The sequence below is a fragment of the Tenuibacillus multivorans genome, assembly GCF_900103915.1.
Classification (GTDB): Bacteria; Bacillota; Bacilli; order Bacillales; family Alkalibacillaceae; genus Tenuibacillus; species Tenuibacillus multivorans.
Map to the genome: position 1 here is coordinate 47,503 of NZ_FNIG01000005.1, position 21,480 is coordinate 68,982.

The 21,480-nt window shown below is 37.1% G+C and carries 20 protein-coding genes and 1 riboswitch; of the genes, 14 read left to right on the forward strand and 6 right to left on the reverse strand.

Annotated elements, in window-relative coordinates; translation table 11 throughout:
* Positions 1-9 precede the first annotated feature (9 nt).
* From BLP77_RS08955 to BLP77_RS08990, 8 genes are all read left to right on the forward strand, one after another.
* Positions 10-627, forward strand: coding sequence for a YesL family protein (locus BLP77_RS08955; protein ID WP_176753025.1), 618 nt, complete (start codon positions 10-12; stop codon positions 625-627).
* A 23-nt stretch (positions 628-650) separates the two neighbouring features.
* On the forward strand, positions 651-1,481 hold the full coding sequence (locus BLP77_RS08960; RefSeq protein WP_093856784.1) for a MurR/RpiR family transcriptional regulator: 831 nt from the start codon (positions 651-653) through the stop codon (positions 1,479-1,481).
* 24 nt (positions 1,482-1,505) lie between these two features.
* Positions 1,506-2,189 (forward strand): N-acetylmannosamine-6-phosphate 2-epimerase, encoded by a 684-nt coding sequence (locus tag BLP77_RS08965; RefSeq protein WP_093856785.1) that lies wholly within the window; start codon positions 1,506-1,508, stop codon positions 2,187-2,189.
* Positions 2,190-2,232: 43 nt separating this feature from the next.
* The gene (locus tag BLP77_RS08970; RefSeq protein WP_307723632.1) at positions 2,233-3,801 is read left to right on the forward strand and encodes an FAD-dependent oxidoreductase; all 1,569 of its coding nucleotides are present in this window, start codon (positions 2,233-2,235) and stop codon (positions 3,799-3,801) included.
* A 43-nt stretch (positions 3,802-3,844) separates the two neighbouring features.
* Positions 3,845-4,747, forward strand: coding sequence for an ROK family protein (locus tag BLP77_RS08975; RefSeq protein WP_093856787.1), 903 nt, complete (start codon positions 3,845-3,847; stop codon positions 4,745-4,747).
* Between the two features lie 14 nt (positions 4,748-4,761).
* Positions 4,762-5,433, forward strand: a complete 672-nt coding sequence (locus BLP77_RS08980; protein WP_093856788.1) for an alpha/beta hydrolase-fold protein — start codon at positions 4,762-4,764, stop codon at positions 5,431-5,433.
* A 19-nt stretch (positions 5,434-5,452) separates the two neighbouring features.
* On the forward strand, positions 5,453-6,181 hold the full coding sequence (locus BLP77_RS08985) for a glycerophosphodiester phosphodiesterase (RefSeq protein ID WP_093856789.1): 729 nt from the start codon (positions 5,453-5,455) through the stop codon (positions 6,179-6,181).
* A gap of 359 nt (positions 6,182-6,540) precedes the next feature.
* Positions 6,541-6,870 carry a hypothetical protein gene (locus BLP77_RS08990; RefSeq protein WP_093856790.1) on the forward strand — a complete coding sequence of 110 codons (330 nt, stop codon included), beginning with the start codon at positions 6,541-6,543 and terminating at the stop codon, positions 6,868-6,870.
* 71 nt (positions 6,871-6,941) lie between these two features.
* Here BLP77_RS08990 and BLP77_RS08995 read toward each other — a convergent pair whose 3' ends face one another.
* The 4 genes from BLP77_RS08995 to BLP77_RS09015 all read right to left on the reverse strand — a co-directional run bounded on the left by BLP77_RS08995 (position 6,942) and on the right by BLP77_RS09015 (position 10,428).
* Complete coding sequence (locus BLP77_RS08995; RefSeq protein WP_093856791.1) at positions 6,942-7,229, reverse strand: nucleotidyltransferase family protein; 288 nt, start codon at positions 7,227-7,229, stop codon at positions 6,942-6,944.
* A 151-nt stretch (positions 7,230-7,380) separates the two neighbouring features.
* Positions 7,381-8,097 carry a DUF6904 family protein gene (locus BLP77_RS09000; protein ID WP_093856792.1) on the reverse strand — a complete coding sequence of 239 codons (717 nt, stop codon included), beginning with the start codon at positions 8,095-8,097 and terminating at the stop codon, positions 7,381-7,383.
* Between the two features lie 436 nt (positions 8,098-8,533).
* Positions 8,534-9,760: an efflux RND transporter periplasmic adaptor subunit gene (locus BLP77_RS09010; protein WP_093856794.1), complete on the reverse strand. Its 1,227-nt coding sequence runs from the start codon at positions 9,758-9,760 to the stop codon at positions 8,534-8,536.
* Complete coding sequence (locus BLP77_RS09015) at positions 9,757-10,428, reverse strand: hypothetical protein (RefSeq protein ID WP_245686842.1); 672 nt, start codon at positions 10,426-10,428, stop codon at positions 9,757-9,759. The genes BLP77_RS09010 and BLP77_RS09015 overlap by 4 nt, the downstream gene beginning before the upstream one ends.
* Positions 10,429-10,746: 318 nt before the next feature.
* Here BLP77_RS09015 and BLP77_RS09020 point away from each other — a divergent pair, with 318 nt between their 5' ends.
* The 6 genes from BLP77_RS09020 (at position 10,747) to BLP77_RS09045 (ending at position 19,764) form a co-directional block, all read left to right on the forward strand.
* A complete protein-coding gene (locus BLP77_RS09020; protein WP_093856796.1) occupies positions 10,747-12,480 on the forward strand; it encodes a phospho-sugar mutase in 1,734 nt (577 codons plus the stop codon).
* Positions 12,481-12,855: 375 nt separating this feature from the next.
* Entirely contained in the window at positions 12,856-13,992 is a 1,137-nt protein-coding gene (locus tag BLP77_RS09025) for a hypothetical protein (protein WP_093856797.1), read from the forward strand.
* Positions 13,970-14,611, forward strand: a complete 642-nt coding sequence (locus tag BLP77_RS09030) for a hypothetical protein (RefSeq protein ID WP_093856798.1) — start codon at positions 13,970-13,972, stop codon at positions 14,609-14,611. Before BLP77_RS09025 ends, BLP77_RS09030 begins: the two co-directional genes overlap by 23 nt.
* Before the next feature lie 89 nt (positions 14,612-14,700).
* Complete coding sequence (locus tag BLP77_RS09035) at positions 14,701-14,907, forward strand: hypothetical protein (RefSeq protein WP_093856799.1); 207 nt, start codon at positions 14,701-14,703, stop codon at positions 14,905-14,907.
* A 753-nt stretch (positions 14,908-15,660) separates the two neighbouring features.
* Positions 15,661-15,745: riboswitch (cyclic di-GMP riboswitch) on the forward strand.
* A 124-nt stretch (positions 15,746-15,869) separates the two neighbouring features.
* Complete coding sequence (locus BLP77_RS09040) at positions 15,870-18,053, forward strand: flagellar assembly protein A (protein WP_245686843.1); 2,184 nt, start codon at positions 15,870-15,872, stop codon at positions 18,051-18,053.
* A 121-nt stretch (positions 18,054-18,174) separates the two neighbouring features.
* On the forward strand, positions 18,175-19,764 hold the full coding sequence (locus BLP77_RS09045; protein WP_093856800.1) for a sensor domain-containing phosphodiesterase: 1,590 nt from the start codon (positions 18,175-18,177) through the stop codon (positions 19,762-19,764).
* Between the two features lie 216 nt (positions 19,765-19,980).
* Here BLP77_RS09045 and BLP77_RS09050 read toward each other — a convergent pair whose 3' ends face one another.
* The gene (locus BLP77_RS09050; protein ID WP_093856801.1) at positions 19,981-21,240 is read right to left on the reverse strand and encodes a hypothetical protein; all 1,260 of its coding nucleotides are present in this window, start codon (positions 21,238-21,240) and stop codon (positions 19,981-19,983) included.
* Complete coding sequence (locus BLP77_RS09055) at positions 21,203-21,478, reverse strand: helix-turn-helix domain-containing protein (protein ID WP_093856802.1); 276 nt, start codon at positions 21,476-21,478, stop codon at positions 21,203-21,205. Before BLP77_RS09055 ends, BLP77_RS09050 begins: the two co-directional genes overlap by 38 nt.
* Positions 21,479-21,480: the final 2 nt, after the last annotated feature.

Sequence of the window (21,480 nt, forward strand, 5' to 3'; positions counted from 1 at the left end):
GATTTAATCATGAGGAAAATGTTAGATGGTTGTGAATGGATCATGAGAATCGTGAAGTTAAACCTGATATGTGTGTTGACTTCGGCGTTAGGCATAGTTGTCTTTAGCTTCCTTCCTGCTCTCGTCGGTGGCTTATATGTGACGCGAGGGTGGCTAAAGGGGGAGACTGATCTCCCGATATGGAAGCGATTTTGGCAAGGCTTTAAACAATATTATGGGAAGTCACAACTCTTAGGGTGGATTTTAGCCATAGGTTACCTGATTTTATATGTTGATTATTCCTTTTTTAACCGCCTTCAGGGAGACGTAATCGGAAGCTTAGGCCTTGGAAGTTTAGTTATTTTATCGGGCATTTGGATGATGCTAACGATTTATATCTTTCCTTTAATGTTGACTAAAAATTTAAGCATCCTTCGATTATTTAAGGTTTCGTTTTTCTCGATAATGGCCTATATCCATTATTTGTTCATCGCTTTAATAGGGATCTTGGCGATCTTATTTATCTCATACCTACTTCCGGGTATGTGGGTGTTTTTAACGATTGGAACGATCTTATTTTGGGTTAATTGTTTTTACCGAATCGTTGAACATAAACTTAGCCAAAAACACGTTTTAATGAAAATATAAACTAGAGAAAAGGACGATGTATGATGAAAACACCAGTAGTTGAAATTATTCACAGTTACTATCCCTCGTTAACCAACTCCGAAAAGAAAGTGGCTGAATATGTCATTAACCATTTAGACCACGTGATTTATTTTTCGGTCACCGATTTGGCAGATGAAGTAGGCGTCGGGGAAACGACCGTCTTAAGGTTCTGTCGAAAAATTGGGTTAAAGGGCTACCAGGAGTTTAAGCTAACGATTGCTCAAAATATATCCGAGTCACCGAAGCATGAAAATGTTCTATCAAATTCTAATTTAGTTCAACAAATAGCAAGTAATACGATTGAATCGGTGACAAATCTTGCTTCCATCATCAATGAGGAGGACTTAAACCGTACCATTGAATTGATTCATGAAGCTCGGTCGATGCACTTTTTTGGTGTGGGGAGTTCAGGTATTACCGCATTAGATGCCAAAAGCCGTCTTTTAAGAATCGGCAAGCACGCTGATGCGATTACGGATTCCCATTTACAGGCCATGTCAGCAGCGACTTTATCAGAAGGTGATGTAGTGGTTGGTTTGAGTTTATCTGGAAGTACGCGGGATACGTTAGAGTCTTTGAAAATCGCTAAAGAAAACGGCGCCACAATTATAGCGATTACGTATTACTCACGTTCGCCGATTACACAGTTTGCTGACATTGTCTTATTAGGTGGCGCTAAGGAATCACCTCTGGAAGGGGGGTCGTTAACGGCAAAAATCTCACAATTATTTGTTGTTGATTTGATTTGTACGGGATTGGCATTATTAGAGAAAGAAGCTTCTTTAAGTATGAAAAACAAAACAGCAGAAGCCGTCGTGAATAAAATTTATTAAATTTTACCGTTTAGAGGTGTTTGAATGAATCCTGTTATAGAAAGCTTAAGATCTGGATTAATCGTTTCTTGCCAAGCTATGCCCCATGAGCCGTTACATGGTTCGCATATTATGCAACGAATGGCTCTAGCAGCAGAGGAAGGTGGGGCGGTTGGTATACGTGCTAATACACCTGATGATATTCGAGCGATTAAGGATTCCGTATCCCTTCCAATCATTGGTTTATATAAAAAAAGATATCCAGAAAGTGACGTTTATATCACCCCGACGATGGCGGAAGTGGAGGCTGTCGTTGAAGCAGGAGCGGATATGGTGGCCATTGATGCGACGTTAAGAAAAAGACCAGATGACCAATCTTTAAAAGATGTTGTATCGATGATCAAACATCAATATCCCGATCATTTTTTGGTAGCGGACGTATCGACATTTGAAGAAGGAAAGTATGTTGATGACTTAAATGTCGATCTCATTTCAACGACTTTATCCGGTTATACCGAGGAGACACGTGACATTGACGGGTTTAATCATCATCTCTTAAAAAAGCTAACCGAAATTTGCCACAAACCTGTACTGGCTGAAGGACGAATCTACACACCTGAACTTGCTAAGGACTGCATAATATATGGGGCTTATGCCGTGGTCGTTGGTTCAGCGATCACGCGTCCACAAGAGATTACCGAGCGATTTGTTGACGAAATGACATTGTAATCGAAATCTAAACTATGAAACATGTAGTCGGGGGTGAACGATTTTGCGAGAATATCGAGTCGATTTATTGATTATGGGTGGTGGATTAGGCGGTTGTGCCGCAGCTATGGCCGCTTGTGAACGAGGCCTTTCCGTATTGATGACTGAAGAGACAGACTGGATTGGCGGACAAGTCACATCACAAGGGGTTCCCCCAGATGAACACCCTTATATGGAATCCTTTGGGAGAACGAGAAGGTATCAAGCATATCGTCAAAGGGTGAGGGAGAAGTATTTAGATAAGCTTGATGTTCAACAGATAGATACTCCCTTTAACCCGGGAAATGGGTTGGTGAGTCATATATGTCATGATCCACGGGTTTCGTTACACGTTTTAAACGATATGTTACTTAAATACACGTTGACGAATCAACTCATGATACATACAAATTGTCAATTGCATCGTGCCATCCGGACAGAGAATCGTGTCAAAGAAGCTATTTTTACTGACATGCGAATGAATACATATTTAAAAGTCGAGGCTCCATTTGTGATGGATGCGACAGAGGAAGGTGAGCTTCTTTCTAAAGCTCAATTGGATTATAGCACAGGAGCCGAATCTAAGCATGAGACGGGAGAATGTCACGCTTTAGAAAATGCGGATCGTAACAATGTTCAAGCTCTGACATATGTATTAGGAATGGAATATCGAAAAGGGGAACAACATACAATCAACAAGCCTGAGATGTATGATTTTTGGAAAGCGTATCGACCCAATTTTTGGCCAGATCAATACTTAAGCTTGAAAGCGCCTAATCCGGTCACTTTAGAACCGAGGAAGTATACGTTATTTAAGGAAGATGAAGGTTTTCCATTATGGGAATACCGCCGGATTTATAGTCAGTCGTTATATCATACCGTCTATCCGGCTGGAGATGTGAGCTTGATGAACTGGCCAATGAATGATTATTTTTTAGGGAAGATTTTTGATGTCAGTGATCAGGAACGAGAGAAACATGTTGAGCAGTCGAAACAGTTGAGTTTATCTTTGCTTTACTGGTTGCAAACAGAAGCTAGACGACCTGATGGAGGGCAAGGATATCCTGGATTAAAATTGCGCCATGACTTATTTGATACTCATGATGGGTTGGCGAAGTATCCTTATGTTCGAGAATCACGAAGAATTAAAGCAATGTATACGATCACGGAACAAGATTTATCGCCCGAATCGCAACCACTAAAATCAGGTGTTAAATACGATGATCGGATAGGAATCGGTTATTACCGCATTGATCTTCACCCGAGTACTGGTGGCAGAAATTATTTGGACATTCCAACTTTACCGTTTCATATTCCTTTGGGTGCGCTTATTCCAAAGGATATGGACAACGTGCTTGCGGGTTGTAAAAACATTGGCACCACCCATATTACGAATGGGTGTTACCGACTTCATCCTGTTGAATGGAATGTGGGTGAAGCGGGTGGGGCCATAGTCGCTTTTTGTTTAAATCATCAGGTTAGTCCTAAGGAGGTTCGTGAGGAAGATTCGTTATTAAAAAGATTTCAGCGAGAGTTGAGAGAAGATGGCTTAGAATTAGAATGGCCAAGAGAATTTTATGAAGAACAGACTTGAATCATAGGGGATGAAAACCTCATTATTTTGAGGAGAGGATGGCATGTACACTATTGGGATCGATATCGGTGGCACAAAAATATTGGGAACCATTATTAACACTTCGGGCCAGGTAGTTGATGTCGCGGAATCGCTCACCCGCGTGCAGGATGGTAAAGAGGTAGTCATGGGCCGTGTGATTCAATTGATTGATAGATTAAGTCAAAACTATGAGATTGCAGCGATTGGTGTTGGCAGTGCAGGGCGGATTAATATGACCAGTGGAGAAGTCTATTATGCGACACCTAATTTACCAGATTGGACAGGTGTTAATTTAGTAGAAGAGATAAAAAAGCGATTCCATCTTCCAATTTTTGCAGACAATGATGTTAATACGGCGGCGTATAGTGAATATTGTTATGGGAATGGCCGACACTTCCCATCGTTTGTTTTTATTAGCTTAGGAACTGGAGTGGCAGCTTCGTTTTGCCAAAATGGTCAGATTCAACGTGGTGCCCATTGGAGTGCCGGTGAAGTTGGCCATATGATTTTATTCCCTAATGGTAAACAGTGTAACTGTGGTCAACGCGGTTGCTTTGAACAATACTGTAGTGGAACGGCCCTGGTGAGAGCTTATAATGAACGTGTCCATTCGAATCCCATTACAAATGCTCAGGCGTTTTTTGTTTTAGTTAATCAGAATAATACCACTGCCATACAGGTACTTGATCAATTCATCGATGACTTGTCCATTGGCTTAATCAATCTATCGCATACCTTTGATCCTCATGCCTATATTTTTGGAGGCGGGTTAATCCAAACGAAAGATTATTGGTGGGATTCACTCGTCACACGGTTTCAAGAACGCTCAAATGATGCTATTCAACATATAGAACTCATGCCTGCCGCTTTAAACAATCGCGCGGGGGCCATTGGTGCGGCTAAATTAGCGATGGATCAATTGTAATCTGGAGGATTCGTATGTATAAACATTGGTTTATCCCCATGAAGGAAGTGGGGACATTTTATTCAGCTACGTTAATTGGGCCAGAGCATCTAGAAGGAGAGTTGAAGTTATTATATGTTCATGATGGCATCGATTATCTCGAATATAGTCATCTATTAACCTATCAAACATCAATCATCTTTGTTTTCATTCACCCAGGGTCATCTCAAGATAGATGGGCGACTTACCGAACAGATGGCGCCTATTATCGTGCATATATTCAATCGTTTTATCAAGAGTTAGTCCCAAGAGTGGAAGAGGCATTAGCGTCTATTAATATTAAACATAAAGGACTGCTAGGAGATTCGTTAGCTGGGAATATTAGTGTGGCGCTAGCCTTGGAAAACCCACAATACTGGAGTCATTTGTTATTACAGTCGGCGGCTATTATGAAAGAAGAGATTGATCGATTCAGTCACATAGAAGGCCCGTTAGATTGGAAAGTCTATCAATCGGTTGGCAGAAATGAAGATGATTATCGATCGATTATGACAGGTGAGCCATTACATATTTTTACGAGAAATCAGCAGTTGAATCGGGAACTATTGCAGCGTAACGCAACAGTCGATTTAAATATTTTGGATACGGATCATGGCTGGGTTTATTGGGATCAAGATTTACCGCAGTTAATGAAGTTTTTTAAATAGTTCGAGAGGAGTCACATAAATGTGCAGAATTATCGCTCATAGAGGAAGCTCTGGCACGCATCCTGAAAATACGATGAGTGCGTTTGAAGAAGCTAGGCGAGCCGGGGCAGATGGAATCGAGTTAGACGTTCACTTAACAAAAGATCAAAAGCTAGTCGTCATCCATGATGAATGGGTTAATCGAACGACGAATGGACAAGGGTACATTCAGGATTTGACTTTCAATGAAATCAATCAATTGGATGCAGGATCTTGGTTTTCTGAAGCATTTCAAGGAGAAAAAATTCCTGAACTAAGTGATGTCTTAAGCTGGTCCGTCAATCATCCGATGATCCTCAATATTGAACTAAAGAACATTTTTATCGACTATCCAGGAATCGAAAAACTGGTCACTCAAGAGGTCAAGCGATTTGGGCTTGAAGACCAGGTGATTTTATCGTCATTTAACCACGTTTCATTAAAAAAACTTAGTCAACAAGACATAAAGCTCGCGATGCTATATACTGCAAAGTTAGTTGACCCTTGGCTTTACGCTGAATACCTTGGTGTTTCAGGCCTACACCCTGGGATGCATAGTATCGATGTACAGATGGTTAAAAAGGCTAAAGATGCAGGGGTGGATGTACGTATCTATACCGTGAATGAGGAGAAAGACATGGTGAGATGGTTCAAGGCAGGATGCACGGCTATTATCACGGATTTCCCTGAAAAAGCTCGGCAAGTACGTTATAAGGTATTAGGTTATTAAGCTCCAAGTTGTTGGAGCTTAGTTTTTATGGTTAATTAGCCTATACACAAACGGTTCAAGTCCTTGGACGTGAGTCGATTGTTTGAAAATCGCAAAATATCAAGGGATTAGGCATATATGTTCAAATAATAAAATATTGACTTACATTTCTGAAAATTTATATATTTTTATATCCGTGTAAACCATATTAAGACATTTTTTCAATAATTTTAAATGTCTTTGCAAAACTACTGCTCCAGAGCTTAGTAAATCAACACCAGGATTTATAAAAGACCTATGATGAACAAAATCAGGAATTACGTGAGATTCGGATTAAGCTTAATTATGAGAAAAAAGAGCAACTTAAGATTGAAGAAGAAATGGACAAGCTTGAGACTAATTGGAAGAATCGAGAGATCCCTGATTTACCTGAATCGGTGCTAAATACACGAAAAGAAAAAGCAGAAAAAGAATTGGATCAAGTCACCAAGCGCACGAATGAAATAGAAGGTGATATAAAAGGCATTGAAGGGGAATACAAAACTAAAAATGAACAATTGGATAAACAAGTAAAGAATATTGAAGTAAACCATGGTAAATCAACTATCTATTGGGTTAATGTTGATTTAGATAAAAAAGAACTTCAAATCAAAATTACGAGTAACAGCATCGATAATCATTTGATTATTATCGAAATCATCAAAGCTTAACCCAGATACGTACGAATCAATTTTATTAATTGATTCGATAATGTCCTCTAAAAATAATAGGGGATTTCTACTCATTGGTAAATAACCTCTTGCAGTATTTGATCCCTGATTTGTGGTTTCAGTGCTCTGGCTGTGACCAAGTCCACTTTTTTATTCAGCGCGCCTTCTAAGTAGTGTTTTAATTCAATGAATTCAAGTCCGACTGGCTTCGAAAATTCAACAAGAATGTCAATATCACTGTCATCTGTTTGTTCATTTCGCGCATATGAACCAAAGTAACCAATTTTACTCACATGATATTCTTCTTTTAATATCGGTTTAACATGTTGAAGACGGTGATTAAGATTATCAATATTCATTTTTCACACGCCTTTCATGACTTAATTTACTTATATTATATAATAACAAGGCAAGAAATACACTTACGTTTTCAGATATTACTGCTTCATTTCAATCAATGTACTGAAAACCACTCTGCCTTCTACATCCCCCACATCACTAATGTAACCACTACCAGTCAATCTCATCAGGGTAATCCTGTTCCAATCGTATCTGATCGGGACGACAATTGTATTCAGAAGCAGCTTCATGCACTTCATTTTTTACTTCCTGATATTCATCTCCCTGTTCCGATAGCCGCTTTGCGATAATCGAGATGTTCTTTTCGCGTTTCTCCTTATCCCAATCGAGGTAGCGTAAATTTAATAGGTCGACATATTGGGTGACATAGTTGGATAGGTTCTTAGGCTGGTTTATACTTCTGATCGTGTTCAAAAACTTCTGAGGAGATAGTGTTTCATCCAGGCACGTTAACACCGAAGTTTGTAGATTTTTCACAACGACTACGGATGGATTTATACCAGGTTGTCTTCCTTTATATTTTGCATTTTCTGTATAATAGTTTAATGCCATCATGACAAAAAGCAATTCTGGATATAATGTGTTAAAGGCGAAATAGATATTTTTCGTACTGCCAACGGCCCCTATAAGGTGCATCTTATCATCATTTAATCCATTTTCTACATATGTAAACTCCCTATGTCCCATTAACGCATGTCTTAGATCATAACAAAAGCTGAGAACTCTCATTCTAGCCTCTTCATGCATGGTATCCTCACCTTCCATAGGTAGAATATCGTGAAGTGAATCATATAGCTGTTGGAAATCTAAGTAGTCTCCACTAATGGTAACTCCGGTGAGGTTAGGCGTGTTTTGGGTTGAAATCATGAAATCCACTCTTTTGACTGTCATTAGCTATAGTATAAAAGAAAATTAAGGGTGTTTCCATATAGATTAGATAACCTTTTAATTAATAGAAAACAGAAAAGCACAAATGTTATAATATATATTATTGAAAATTTCTATTTTGAGGTGATACGATTGGGTAAATCAAAAGCGAAGAAAATTCGAGAGAAAATGCAACGAGAAGGGAAGCGGAATCCTGAATGGAGTAGAAGTCCTTTTACTTTTTCTGATATGAGGACAAGGAAAACGAAGACAAAAAAAGATGTTTTATATCGCACCAAGCATAAGAACCAACTTTCCAATGGTGGAAAAGATGGTTCTTTTTTATTTTGTTCAAATTATTGTCTTATGTGATATTCGCTAACCAAGTTTAATCACAAGGATGAACTAGTACGATTGTTAAGAAAATGAAGAAGAATTACCGCACTAACAGCCCCATTAATAAATATTCCTTCCATTCAATATTTTCAGGTTGAATCATATACCAGGCTAGCATTTCTGCATCTAGAGGTGTGATAAAGGGTGTCTCATGGCGGAGTCGATTGGCCGGGCCATAGGCAATTGAGTCGCCAGCTTCAGCACCTTCTGTGATTTCCACCCATTGATCTTCTTCAAGTCCAGTTGTGACATCGGTTAGTTCAAGCTTTCCTTCATCGGTCATTTTCCATATGTTATGATCAGTGATTTGATTTTGATTTGCGGCAACAGCATCTAACGATTCCTTGAGCGTAATATCCAACCCAACGTGATAGCCGGGCTTTAAGAGTTCGTTTTTATACGCCTCATTAAAAGTCACCGTGATAGGATAAGAGCTTTCTCTCTTTAAATCACCAGCTTCCGGAACGTCACCTATATTGGCAATCGTACCAGGTAACGTATCTAATTCGGTATTAGTTTCAATCCTAACCGTCATCGATTCCTTAACGATTTGCCGCTGTTGTTCAGTTAGTTCTCCGTACGCTTGAAGTTCTTGGCTACTAATGGTCATGAGCGGATCATTCAGTGATTCTGATCGATGATTAACGATTCCTGCAATCGGACTTTCGACGGTAATGGTATCTCCCGTCTGCTCAAGGTCAGACAGCTGGTTTTCCAGACTGCTTAGCTGAGCTTCTTTTTGAGTACGCTCAGCTTCCTTTTCGAACAGGAATTGTTGTATTTGATATTCAGTCTCAAGCTGTCCTTCAACTGGGATGTTGAGTTCATCCTCACCGTCATTAAGGGAGACTTGGATAGAATCTTCTTGTTCCGGGATTTCATAGTTTTCAATTTCATTAATGATGGTTTCCAAAGCGTCAATCTCGTCTTGTAATCTCTCAATGTCATGGGTCAGGGTACGATACGTCTGGTTGTAATCGGTCACGGCATATGTATACAGTGGATCTCCGACATCAACGGCATCGCCTTTTTCAACCATGAAGGATTGGAAGTTACCTTGTTGCTGGTTGAAATAAATATGTTCTTCTTCAGTTGGTATTAGGATGCCGTCCTGAATGAGGTTTTCTCTTATATCCATCGTTTGCGTTCGATTCCATTCATTCACATATGAAATGCGGTCAACCTGTTGGTCGTTGTCGATATAGATGAGTATGAAGTTGACAATTATAAATAAAAGAGTTAATAAAAGTCCTCGCTTACGTCTCATGATTCAAACCACCTAACTAGCAATTGTTCATCGAAATAGCCCAGGGTTGCCACGATGATGTAACTCACAAGGTGCCAAATGATTACAATAGTCCAGATTTTTCTTTTATTTATCGAGGATAATCGTGATAGATATTTAGACTGAAAGCTGATGATCCAAATTTGAATAACGGTAATTGCACCGAAAAAGTACAAAAACCAGTCGTACTGTGTGATGTATGATGCGATGATTCCAAGTGATAAGGGTGAGACGTACCAGTCGAGCCCTAAGTACACGAATAACGGAATCCATAACAATCTTTCAAAAAGCATCATCACTAACACAGCCTGTTGCATGATGACGAGTTTTTTATATGGAATGTTGGTGAACAGATAAAAATAATAGCTTGTGAGATAAAGAATGATTGAAACAAATAAGATGGCAAATAATGCTCGTCCGATGATGAACCATAATTTATAAGCGTTATAAATATCGAGAGTGGTGGAAGAGAGTTCTCTCGATATTGGGTTCGTTCCCATACCGAGCCAAGCCATCCAAATATAAATGGAAATACCTACTAAAAAGAGTACAAGACTTGCTTTCCAGATGTTTCGAATGTCTTCTGATTTTTGAATTCGATAGATTTGGCCATCTGGATCTGTGAATAGTCGATATAGATAGTTCCGCATGTTTGTCATCCTTTAATCATTTACTTAATTCATATTGTAGATGAATTGGCAAGTTTTGACTATCATTAATAGACTATTTTTAATATTTTGGTAGAAAAGGAGGAGATGAAGGGGAAGGGTGTATAATGAATGAATTTATAGGGCTGATTTTAGGCTGATATTCTTCTTTAAGAGCTATAACTAAGTGTCTAAATGATCCGTCTAGAAAATATATATTCCAAATAATCCCTTAATCTAATCTATCCAAACGTATTCCAAATTGTTATTTAAAATGTTTATAATAGTTATAGTAGAAATTATCTATTAATGGGGGATAAGATGAGTTGGGAAGAGCATTTTAATCGATGGAATCAGTTTGATCAATTGGATATTAAGCTACAAGAACAGTTAACGGATTTATATAATGATGAAGAAAAGTTAAAGGAAGCTTTTCATCAGTATTTAACATTTGGTACAGGTGGCATGCGTGGGATTATTGGCCCTGGTACGAATCGGATGAATATTTATACTGTTCGAAAAGCAGCTAAAGGATTAGCTACATATTTAGAGGAACAAGGAAGTGGTTTTAAATATCGTGGCGTGGTTGTGGCTTATGATTCACGCTATATGTCACTCGACTTTGCCTTGGAAACAGCTAAAGTTCTTGGCAAACATGATATTCCTACATACATATTTTCGTCGCTAAGACCGACGCCAGTTCTTTCATTTGCGGTTCGTCATCTCGGTACAGCAGCGGGTGTGATGATTACAGCGAGTCATAATCCTCCTGAGTACAATGGTTATAAAGTTTATAACGAAGCGGGTGGGCAGCTACCGCCAGGACAAGCTGATGATTTGATTGAAAAAGTGAATGCGGTAGAGGATGAGCTGTCTATTCCAGTTCTGGAGCAACATGAGTTGGAGGATGAAGATTTATTACGATGGATTGATGATAGAGTTGACGAGGCCTATTTGGACGAGCTAGAGAATGTGGCGTTAAATCGGGATGTTGTTAAGGAGCAGGCTGATAACCTAAATATCGTTTTTACGTCTTTACATGGAACAGCTAATGAATTGATGCAAACCGGGTTGAAAGAGGCTGGATTTAATCAGGTTCATGTGGTTGAAGAGCAGGCAGAGCCAGACCCGGAGTTTTCGACTGTTGCTTCCCCTAACCCTGAAGAGCACCAGGCGTTTGAGTTGGCGATTCGTAAAGGTTTCGATGTTGGAGCAGATGTGCTCGTGGCGACAGATCCAGATGCTGATCGTCTGGGTGTTGCCGCTTTAAATGGTGAAGGTGAATATCAAGTTTTGACTGGGAATCAGCTTGGAGCTTTGATGCTGGATTACATTTTAACTCATCAAAGTGAGATTCCGGATAATGCCGTTATGATCAAAACGATTGTCACATCAGAGCTCGGTAAGGCTGTGGCAAACGATTATGGCATAGAAACGATGAACGTTTTAACAGGCTTTAAATTTATCGGTGAGAAAATAGAGGAATTTAGTCAGACCGGTGAACGTGAATTTGTGTTTGGCTATGAAGAGAGCTATGGTTACTTGGTTAAAGACTTTTCACGGGATAAGGACGCACTTCAATCGACCGTATTGGCTAGTGAAATGGCAGCGTATTATAAATCTCAAGGTAAAACGCTGTTTGACGCGTTGGGTGAACTTTACGAGCGTCATGGGTACTACCTAGAAGACTTGCATTCTATTAAGCTAGAGGGCCTTGATGGAGCTGAGCAAATTAATTCAATTATGGAAGATTTTCGAGAGAATCCAGTTGATTCAGTTGAAGATTTATCAGTTGAAGCGGTTGAGGATTATAAGGCAGGGACTAGGACTTATGTTGTATCTGGTGAGGAAGAGTCAATTGATTTACCAGCTTCTAATGTTGTGAAGTTTATTTTAAGTGAGGGCTGTTGGTGCTGTCTACGTCCTTCAGGTACAGAACCGAAGATTAAATTTTATTTCGGGGTGAAGGGAAAAACGCGTGAAGAAGCTGAGTCAAGACTACAGCAGTTGAAGGGATCTGTATTGAAGCGAATTGATACACAAATAATATCTTAAAATATGAAGGAACCTTCTTACGTTTTATCGTAAGGAGGTTCTTCTATTTTTATGACCATTTGCATGAAAATCGATAACTCTTCCTGTAGAATCGAGAGTCGTCGGGAAAAAATCCAGACTAGCGGATAAGGAATCCAGACTTTTAGAAGTTTAATCCAGATTCGTTAGGGGAAAATCCAGACACAGAACGTTAGGTTAGAAAAAAATTGAAAAGCGGCAAGAGCAGGAGGGGGAGAAATTGTGGAGTCTTGTTAAGAAATAAAACATTAAGCATTTTATAAATCACTAGACAGAGAATATACGTTCGTGTAGAATTGATTTAAATGTATCATTTTGGAAGCTAAATTAATTTCTTTTCGAAAGAAGGATAAGGATATGATTAATAATAGAAGTCATATGATTTCCTACTTTGAAGATTTACTTTATAAAAACCATGATCGTCAACAAAAAGAATATAAAAATGCTACTAATCAACTAAAGACCTATATTGTCGAAGGGCATCTAAGTAACACTAACTCAACCAAACACGATCATGTAGTGGAACATTTAAAAGAACTGGATATCGATAAAGAGATATATAACTATAAAGTAAGTGAAACAGAAGACGAAAATTTAATAAGACTTACTTTCCGAACAGGTGACCTTTTTGTAGATGCAATGAACCCTAGGTTTTGGGTGATTCATACTGCAATAAAAGCAGAGCATAGCGATTTATTTCATATAAAACTTTTACAAGAAAATAATATGGATCATGTATGGTTACCTATACCGTTTTTAAAGGGGCTTAAAAAGTTTGGTGAAACTTATGGTTTGGGAATTTCTTTCACAGAATTTTTAAATCGAGATGAAAGAGACAATCGACTATTTGAAAAACAAGATACATTTAATTTAGATATTAGACGGTTATATGTGAATGAGATGTTATCCCTGTTTGATCATTCCGAGTTAAAAATAGTCGCAGGAATTAATAAGGTTAGTATATTAAATTATTCTGAAGATGAAAATGAGGATTATATCATTGATGATATAACATATGCTGGAAAAATCACAGGTAGGGGGACTTCTTTTGGAAAACATCATTTGTTAACACAAAATATATTGTCTTATTACGAGAAAATCATAAATGAAATCGAAACTAAATATGTATTCGAATTTGATCTTGAAAATTCCCAATTAAAAGGAATCCCAATTCAAATTAATTTACATCGTAAAAATGTTAATATTCAAAAACTTGTTGAAGTTTTGTTCTCTGGTAAAAAACCCTTTTTATTATGGGGAATACCAGACTGGAGATCAGATTCTTTTTGCTATGTTAGCGCTGTAGACTTACATGTTGGAAATTATGGTCATCAAATTGATTTTGAGATAACACCGAAATCTATAAGGGTTATTCTGCCAAAGGATTCATGTGGAAATTCCATAGCTAGATTAATTACTAACCTTCATCAATCCATTGACGCTACATCCTCAATAAAGGGAGAGAATGATGATGAACTCTTCACCATTATATAGTGAGTTAGACTTAGTTAACTTATTTGTTTGTATGTGTTTAGATCATGAATTACCTGAAATTGATAACATTCTTAAAAAAGAAGGATATCATTTAATATCTATTGATCGTAAAGTTGATACGTCTAGCGGTAGTGTTAAGTTTGATGTGCTTTTATCAAATAAAGATAAAAACGTTTCTCTTGGTTTTGAACTCAAGGGTAAGAAGGCAAGTAATTTAGAAAAGGAACAATTTGATAGATATTCTAACCTCTCAAGTGAAGAATATGCAAAACTTGGTGGAGTATCATCTACTAACCCACAGTTTCATCAACTTCAAACAATTATTGGAATTAACTCTATAAATTCTAAAAAAGTAATAGAATTTATTAAGAAACATCATTATAAATTCCCTATATTAGCAATAGATTCTTCAAGCATAACAGTTAAACAAGATAGAATAGTAGATTCAAGTGTTCATCAACACTTTGAAAGATATTTTAAATATCAATCCTTCATTTCTTTTATAAAATTTGACAAGGATACTCCATTAATTCAAATAGCACCTAGCCTAATTACTTCAATATTTAAGTATGCTCAAAAGAATAAATTAATATTTACAGTAGATGAAATCCTTAAATGATACTTACTGCAGCATTCCGAACCTCGTTCAAATTATTGGTGGGGATGTGAAAAAAGCTGTTAAGAAAGATACTAGAACTGCTAGATAAAATGTCAAAAACAGAACTAAGTAAATATATAGTGTGGGACCCACATCATAAAGAATGGCATATTCAAAAGATTCACCCAGAAGCTCATACGAACACCAATATTGCTTTCAAAGAGAGAGGACAAGCCTTTATTAATAGAATTAAAGAAGACAAACCATATAAAGAAAATGATGCTCATCCGGATCAATTGAGCCTGTTTGATGAGTAATATGATAATGAAAAGATGTATTATGTTTTAAGTTGATTAACACTATTAGACAGCCATGTGTAATTTCTCACATGGCTGTTTTTGTTTAAGAAATATTTCTCTGATGCTCATAGCAATATATTTTGCAATCAAACTTTTTCTTATTAGCTAAACAATACTTTCTGACCTTATTCGAAACAATTCTTTCTCTCCCTGTCGTGAAATTAGTAACGTAGCCACTCTTCTTCTTTAATAATATCGTCTAAAGGATTGGTTGAGTTTAGGTTGTGGATTGGAGTCGCTAAAATGAGGATTGCTCCGTAGGGTTTGGCATTGATCACCGAATATGTGAAGTTCCAATTTACATCAAAGGATGAATAATCTAATTTGTATAACAATTTTTAAAAATTGGAATATATATTTTGGTATTGACATTATTCATAGACCGAACTAATATGTTCTAGGAATGGAACAAAAGTACTATTAAATTGTCAGAATAACTGTATTAAATAATCTAAAAGACCTAATATTAAAATAATAGATTAACGAACTTTTGAATGATTACTAATAAATCGTAGCTTACATCTGAACAAACTACTAACCTATCCATCCTCTCTCATCGTGCTAATATTCACCATGTTTATCGTAATATTGTTTTCAAAAACTGTTAATCCCTATCGACATTAAACAACAAGTCACAAGTCTTTCTAGGACTGGTCTTGAAAGAATTAAATACCAATTGACTTTTTGTATGAGCAAAATAAAAAAGAAATACCTTCGAAAAGGCAAACTTGCTGAAAGGCAAGGACGCAAAGCCCTAGGTCTAAGGCATTATTGCTAAGATTGCTAGGTTACCGAAAAGGTTGGTTAATAAGTATGGTTTAGTATGTATTTTATAAACTATACACAAAGTCCACCAAACCTTTTGGTGGACATTTTTGTAGAAAATTCTTTGATTTAAGGCACCAAATTGGAGGAAGATCATGACAAATGAAATTTTAGAATCGAATGTAGAAAATCATTTTCATTCAATTCATGGGTTAGTTGGTGAAAGTCTAAATGGAAAATCTCCCAATTATCCACTTGTAAAGGGGAGGAACAGCATGCAAAGGTTTATATCAAAAGGTCGGAATATAGAAGAAGCCATTAATTTGGGCTTAAAAGTGATGGGCGTTGAGCGAGAAGGTGTCGAGATTGAAGTTGTGCAAATGGGATCAAAGGGGTTTATTGGGATTGGGAGAAAACCTGCTATCGTCAAACTTTCATTAAATCAAAACTCTCACGAGGATCAGGAACTATCCACTTCAAATGATCAAAACCGTGATGGGGATTTGTCAATTGAAGAAGCGATTGATCATATGTCTTTTGAGGATGGTTTGGAAGATGACGGTTCAATTAACAAACAGGATGATTTACTTGGGAAAGTTTGGGTTGATAATGGTCAAGTTTTTGTCAAGGATTCCTCCACAAAATACCCTGCGGTAACAATAGGAGAAGGTATTAAGTTAATTAAAAATAATGAAGAGATTAAAGAAAAGTCGACTATTTTAACTGAAAAGGATCAGGTCGACATTCAAATTGAAGGTGATATTCAAAAGGAAACAACGGATTGGAAAGTTCATCTTGAGGATCAAGAATTAAGAGCCGTTTTAGAAGTCAATCCAGGCTATGAAATCCATCGTAACCTAAAAGATATTGAACCAGATGAGCATATTGAATTATCTATTGAAGAGATGAAGGAAGTTATTAATACACTGAGTTATGAAGAAGTCATAGAAGAATTAGATTTACTGCGAATTGCTTATGGGATTAACTATAATGAAATTATTCAAGCCACCACTGTAACTGAGCCAAGCCAATTCACGGTTGCTAAAGGATTAAAGCCACAGTCTGGAGAAAATGGTTGGGTTGAATATAAAGTTGACATTAATCCCCAAAATGGATTAGTTGAAGGTGAAGACGGAAAGGTGGACTTTAGAGAATCAAAGTTAATACCGACAGTTGAAAAAGGTGAGTTTATAGCTGTCATACATCCTCCTAAACCAGGTATTCCAGGGGTTACCGTTACGAATGAACCATTACCAGCACCACAGACTTTTCCAATAAAACTTAGTACTGGAAAAGGAATAGCTGAGGTGGATCAACAATTAGTGGCGACAGAGTCTGGGCGTCCTTCAATTGAACAAAGAGGTCAGCTAGTCAAGGCAGCTATTGTACCGAAATTATTACATCGTGGCAATGTTAATTTATCGTCGGGAAATATTAGGTTTAATGGAGATGTTGAAATCATAGGTGAGGTTGAAGAAAATATGCTCGTTGAGGCCGATGGAGAGATTTTCGTTCATAAATCTACAAGTTATGCTAGTTTAACAACTTCTAACTCGATTGTCGTTAAAGGAAATGTTGTTAGTTCTGAACTGGAGGCTGGAAAGAGCAACATGTTAATGGTTGAGCTTGGGCATTTACTAGAAAAGATGCATCAACAAATTGATCAAATGATTACTTTTATAAAACAATTATCACAATCGCAGGCTTTTAAATCTAATGGCTTTTCTATGACTGATCTTCAACCATTAATCACAATTATTTTAGAAAAACGATTTAAAGGGTTTGCTTCTCACGCGAAAGAGTATCAGGAAGCGATTCAAAGTGAAGGCGAATTTTTAAGTGAGGAATGGGGTCAGGTTGCGAATGAACTTAAACACATTTTTCTTACCTTATCTAATCAACGTATAACCATGGACCGTTTAATCAATTTGTCAAAAAAGATGAAAGAACTAGCTGAGTTTAGCCAAATACCAACGGATCACAACACTTATATTTCAATTGCTGAAGCTGATAATAGTAGCCTTTACTGTAGCGGAGACATCAATATTATTGGTAAAGGAAGTATAAACTCCAAAGTACATACTGATGGTCACCTCCATGTTAGAGGCCTTGTGAGAGGTGGGGAAGTGTACGGTAGATTAGGCGTAAAAATAAGAGAAGTGGGCTCAAATAGTGGTGCCAAAACTGTTGTATCTGTACCAGGTGATCAGATTATTAAAATTAATCGAGCTCTAGAAGGTACTGTGCTGAAAATTGGAAATGCTAAATATACCCTATATGAAGAACGAAAACATGTTATGGCGAAATTAAATGAGTCAGAGGAAATTATTTTTGTTTGATTGATTGCAAGGGATAACTCATTGATAGAAAATATAGATTACTAGAGTTTTTCTAGCTTGAATAACTTTAAGACAACAAAGACTTTCATAATGGTTTATCAAAAAATTAAGGGGTAACAAAATGGAACATGATAGTCTTTATTTTATAGATAAGCAGGACTTAGAAATGGCCCTGCAAAAGCAAGAATTTTATATCGTTTACCAGCCACAGTTTGATTTAACCTCCGGACGGGTAACGGGGATGGAAACTTTAATACGATGGAATCATTCAAAATGGGGTTCCGTATCACCCGATGAGTTTATCCCTTTAGCAGAAGATAGTGGGATGATGCATGATATTACGAAATGGGTTTTAAAGAAAGCTTGTTGGCAAAATCAAAAGTGGCAGAATCGAGGACTTCCTAAAATGAAAGTAGCTGTTAACATATCGCCCGTTGACTTTGAAATGGATGAGTTGTATGACGTCGTAGTTAAGGTACTCGATGAAACAGGACTAAACCCTGTATACCTCGAGCTAGAGATTACTGAGACAGCTATTATCAAAGATGTTGAAAATACAATTAAAACACTTGAAAAGCTGAGCAAAACGGGTGTTAGTATAGCCATTGATGATTTTGGAACGGGTAATGCATCATTAGCTTATATTAGAGACCTTCCGATTCATAAGGTTAAAATTGATCGCTCATTTATGAAAGAGATTCCATATCATAAGAAAAATTCTAGCATCGTTAAAGATATTATAGAAATGTGTCACAACTTGAATTTAGATATTGTGGCTGAGGGTGTTGAGACTGAGGAAGAAGTGATTTTTCTTTCTTTATACCAATGCACGATTGCACAAGGCTTTTTGTTTGGACACCCGATGCTTGCTGAAGAGACCGAAAAAGAGATTAGTACGTGTGAAAATCATGCTATGTCACTTATTTATCGTTTAGAAGATCGAATTAATTTAGGTTCAGCTAAGATGAATGAACACCGTTTTGAATCCCTTTTTAATCAAAACCCTGACCTAGTTTGTTCATTCGGACTTAATCGAAAATTTTTAAGTGTCAATCCGGCTATTGAAAAGATTTTAGGTTATAAATCACAAGATGTTTTGAATAACGATATCATGTCCTTTATCTATTCAGAGGATATTGGAATCGTTGATCAATGTTTCAATAAAATACTTTATGGGAATAACTCCAAACCGATTGATATCCGTTTAATTCATAAACAAGGTGATTTAGTCTATTGTAATGTCACTAGTTTTCCTATTAGATTAGGGCAAAGAATAGTAGGTATTTATTCAGTAATAAAAGATGTAACTAGTCAGAAAAAGCTGGAAGAAGCCCTTCACGAAAGCCAAAGAAAGTATAAATTATTAACGGAAAATATGTCGGATTTACTGTCTTTAGTTCGTGCTGACGGAGTTATACAATATGCTTCTCCGTCACATGAAACCGTGTTGGGTGAAAACCCTAATTTTATAGAAGGAAAAAGCTTTTTGGATTTTGTGTTTAGTGAAGATGTTGAGAGAGCAAAAGAGGAATTTAGGCAAATACTTAATACAAAACAACCAAGATATATTGTGGTCCGAACAAGTGGTGAACCAATCTGGATGGAGGTTCAAGGTACTCCAGTTTTAAATGATGACGGTACTTTATCTTATATTTTGTTTGTATCAAGGGATATTAGTGAGAGGGAAAAGGTATTAGATATGTTAGGTTAAGTTTATTAAAAACTCGTAGATTGACTGGAAATCTACGAGTTTTTTATGTGGAGGTGGTCGCGTTTTTTTATTAATCGAGATTTATCGTGTAACAATCCAGACTCAGATAAGTTAAATCGAGAGTCATGATTCATAAATCCAGACTCATTTGCCAATAATCTAGACTCACCAGTAGAAAATCCAGACTCATTGGCCAGTAATCCAGACTCATTATTATTATTCAAAAAACTTATCCACTTCCCCATCCACAGCACTCACACCCATATCACAGTCTAATTTGCCGCATAAAATATACGTTTCATATTCGGAGCTATACACATAGCATGGCTTAAGTTCAAGATCGTCTTTAATGTTATCGAATGCTTCTTGATGGTTGATTTCAGCGTGACCTGTATGGTTAAATGATTCAGTCATTTGAGTCATCACGAGATTATCGATGTAGTTGATGACTTCAAACGTTTTTGGGTCTAGGAATATGGATAGTTTTCTAGGGATTATGGTTTGACGTTCGTTAACAAGTCTTAATGTCGCCACAATATAACCTTTATCACGATGTAATGTTACGATCTTCCATTTTTCTGAATCATCTGAGTAAACTTGGCTTAGAAACTGAGTAACCGTCTTGATGCAATGCTCTTGTTCTTCAAAAGTTATGGTAAAGGTATCTGGACTTGGTTCATTTGAAAAAGCCTGTTCAACTGTAATTTCTTCATCCAAATCTAGATCTTGAGCTTCAAAAGGCGTGGCATCATGTGTATTCCACGTTATGGTTTGGTTGATGTTTACACCTTTTGTTTCATCAAAGGGTTCAAAAGGAATAGTAGATTTCCCATCATTGGTGATATAAATTTCCTCAATACCATAAACAGGCGTGACTTGTTCTTTTTCATAGTCTGGCCAGTTAATTAATTGGAGTTGCTGCCTAGCAATTTGTTCAACGCGGTCCAGTGAAAGTGTATATGTCTCTTCTTGAACTAATCTGTCAGCAGGAAATGATCCAATTACAGAGTAGAGGACCATTTTTCCATCTGAATCGAATTGTATTTCAATCTTTCCAAGCGGGAATGTATCTGTTCCGTTCCAGCAGGAGGTAAATACAAATTGGTTTTCTTCATGCTTTTTAAGTTGAAATTGTTTGTGATAGGTTAAATGGGTTTCTTGTTCAACCCATGCAATAATGGTTTCTAAATCAATTTTTGAAAAAGCGACCCCCTCTACAAAAGAGAGGCTATTAACAAAGATAGCACTTCTAACTTTTTGAGTGTTTAGTTCTAGCTCAATGACGGCTGTTCCCTCGGGATTTAACCCATCATCTGTCGATTCAGTGCCATTGGGGAACCATTCCATTGAGAGAGTGTAAACCGTTTGATTAAATGTATTGATGTCTCGATTAATGTCATGTCTTTTTAAATAATAGCTTTGTAGTCCGAATTTTTCCTTAGTCGTGTCGATTAATGTTTTGATTCGCGGATCCATTTTTTTCACCTTCTCTTTGTACATTTTTCGAGAGTTCGTCATCTACATATTCCATTAAATCGCCTGGTTGGCATTCTAGCGCTTTGCATAAGCTATCTAGCGTACTAAAGCGAATAGCCTTTCCTTTTTCATTTTTCAATATTGATAGATTCGCAGGAGTTACGCCTACCTTCTTTGATAATTCATTTAAAGACATTTTGCGCTCTGCCATCATCACATCTAATCTAATTCTAATCATAA

What these genes read in the sequence shown, in the direction of transcription:
- BLP77_RS08955 (WP_176753025.1), top strand. Translation starts at nt 10, where the DNA reads ATGAGGAAAATGTTAGATGGTTGTGAATGGATCATGAGAATCGTGAAG.
- BLP77_RS08960 (WP_093856784.1), top strand. Translation starts at nt 651, where the DNA reads ATGAAAACACCAGTAGTTGAAATTATTCACAGTTACTATCCCTCGTTA.
- BLP77_RS08965 (WP_093856785.1), top strand. Translation starts at nt 1,506, where the DNA reads ATGAATCCTGTTATAGAAAGCTTAAGATCTGGATTAATCGTTTCTTGC.
- BLP77_RS08975 (WP_093856787.1), top strand. Translation starts at nt 3,845, where the DNA reads ATGTACACTATTGGGATCGATATCGGTGGCACAAAAATATTGGGAACC.
- BLP77_RS08980 (WP_093856788.1), top strand. Translation starts at nt 4,762, where the DNA reads ATGTATAAACATTGGTTTATCCCCATGAAGGAAGTGGGGACATTTTAT.
- BLP77_RS08985 (WP_093856789.1), top strand. Translation starts at nt 5,453, where the DNA reads ATGTGCAGAATTATCGCTCATAGAGGAAGCTCTGGCACGCATCCTGAA.
- BLP77_RS08990 (WP_093856790.1), top strand. Translation starts at nt 6,541, where the DNA reads ATGGACAAGCTTGAGACTAATTGGAAGAATCGAGAGATCCCTGATTTA.
- BLP77_RS08995 (WP_093856791.1), bottom strand. Translation starts at nt 7,229, where the DNA reads ATGAATATTGATAATCTTAATCACCGTCTTCAACATGTTAAACCGATA.
- BLP77_RS09000 (WP_093856792.1), bottom strand. Translation starts at nt 8,097, where the DNA reads ATGATTTCAACCCAAAACACGCCTAACCTCACCGGAGTTACCATTAGT.
- BLP77_RS09010 (WP_093856794.1), bottom strand. Translation starts at nt 9,760, where the DNA reads ATGAGACGTAAGCGAGGACTTTTATTAACTCTTTTATTTATAATTGTC.
- BLP77_RS09015 (WP_245686842.1), bottom strand. Translation starts at nt 10,428, where the DNA reads ATGCGGAACTATCTATATCGACTATTCACAGATCCAGATGGCCAAATC.
- BLP77_RS09020 (WP_093856796.1), top strand. Translation starts at nt 10,747, where the DNA reads ATGAGTTGGGAAGAGCATTTTAATCGATGGAATCAGTTTGATCAATTG.
- BLP77_RS09025 (WP_093856797.1), top strand. Translation starts at nt 12,856, where the DNA reads ATGATTAATAATAGAAGTCATATGATTTCCTACTTTGAAGATTTACTT.
- BLP77_RS09030 (WP_093856798.1), top strand. Translation starts at nt 13,970, where the DNA reads ATGAACTCTTCACCATTATATAGTGAGTTAGACTTAGTTAACTTATTT.
- BLP77_RS09035 (WP_093856799.1), top strand. Translation starts at nt 14,701, where the DNA reads ATGTCAAAAACAGAACTAAGTAAATATATAGTGTGGGACCCACATCAT.
- BLP77_RS09040 (WP_245686843.1), top strand. Translation starts at nt 15,870, where the DNA reads ATGACAAATGAAATTTTAGAATCGAATGTAGAAAATCATTTTCATTCA.
- BLP77_RS09045 (WP_093856800.1), top strand. Translation starts at nt 18,175, where the DNA reads ATGGAACATGATAGTCTTTATTTTATAGATAAGCAGGACTTAGAAATG.
- BLP77_RS09050 (WP_093856801.1), bottom strand. Translation starts at nt 21,240, where the DNA reads ATGGATCCGCGAATCAAAACATTAATCGACACGACTAAGGAAAAATTC.
- BLP77_RS09055 (WP_093856802.1), bottom strand. Translation starts at nt 21,478, where the DNA reads ATGATTAGAATTAGATTAGATGTGATGATGGCAGAGCGCAAAATGTCT.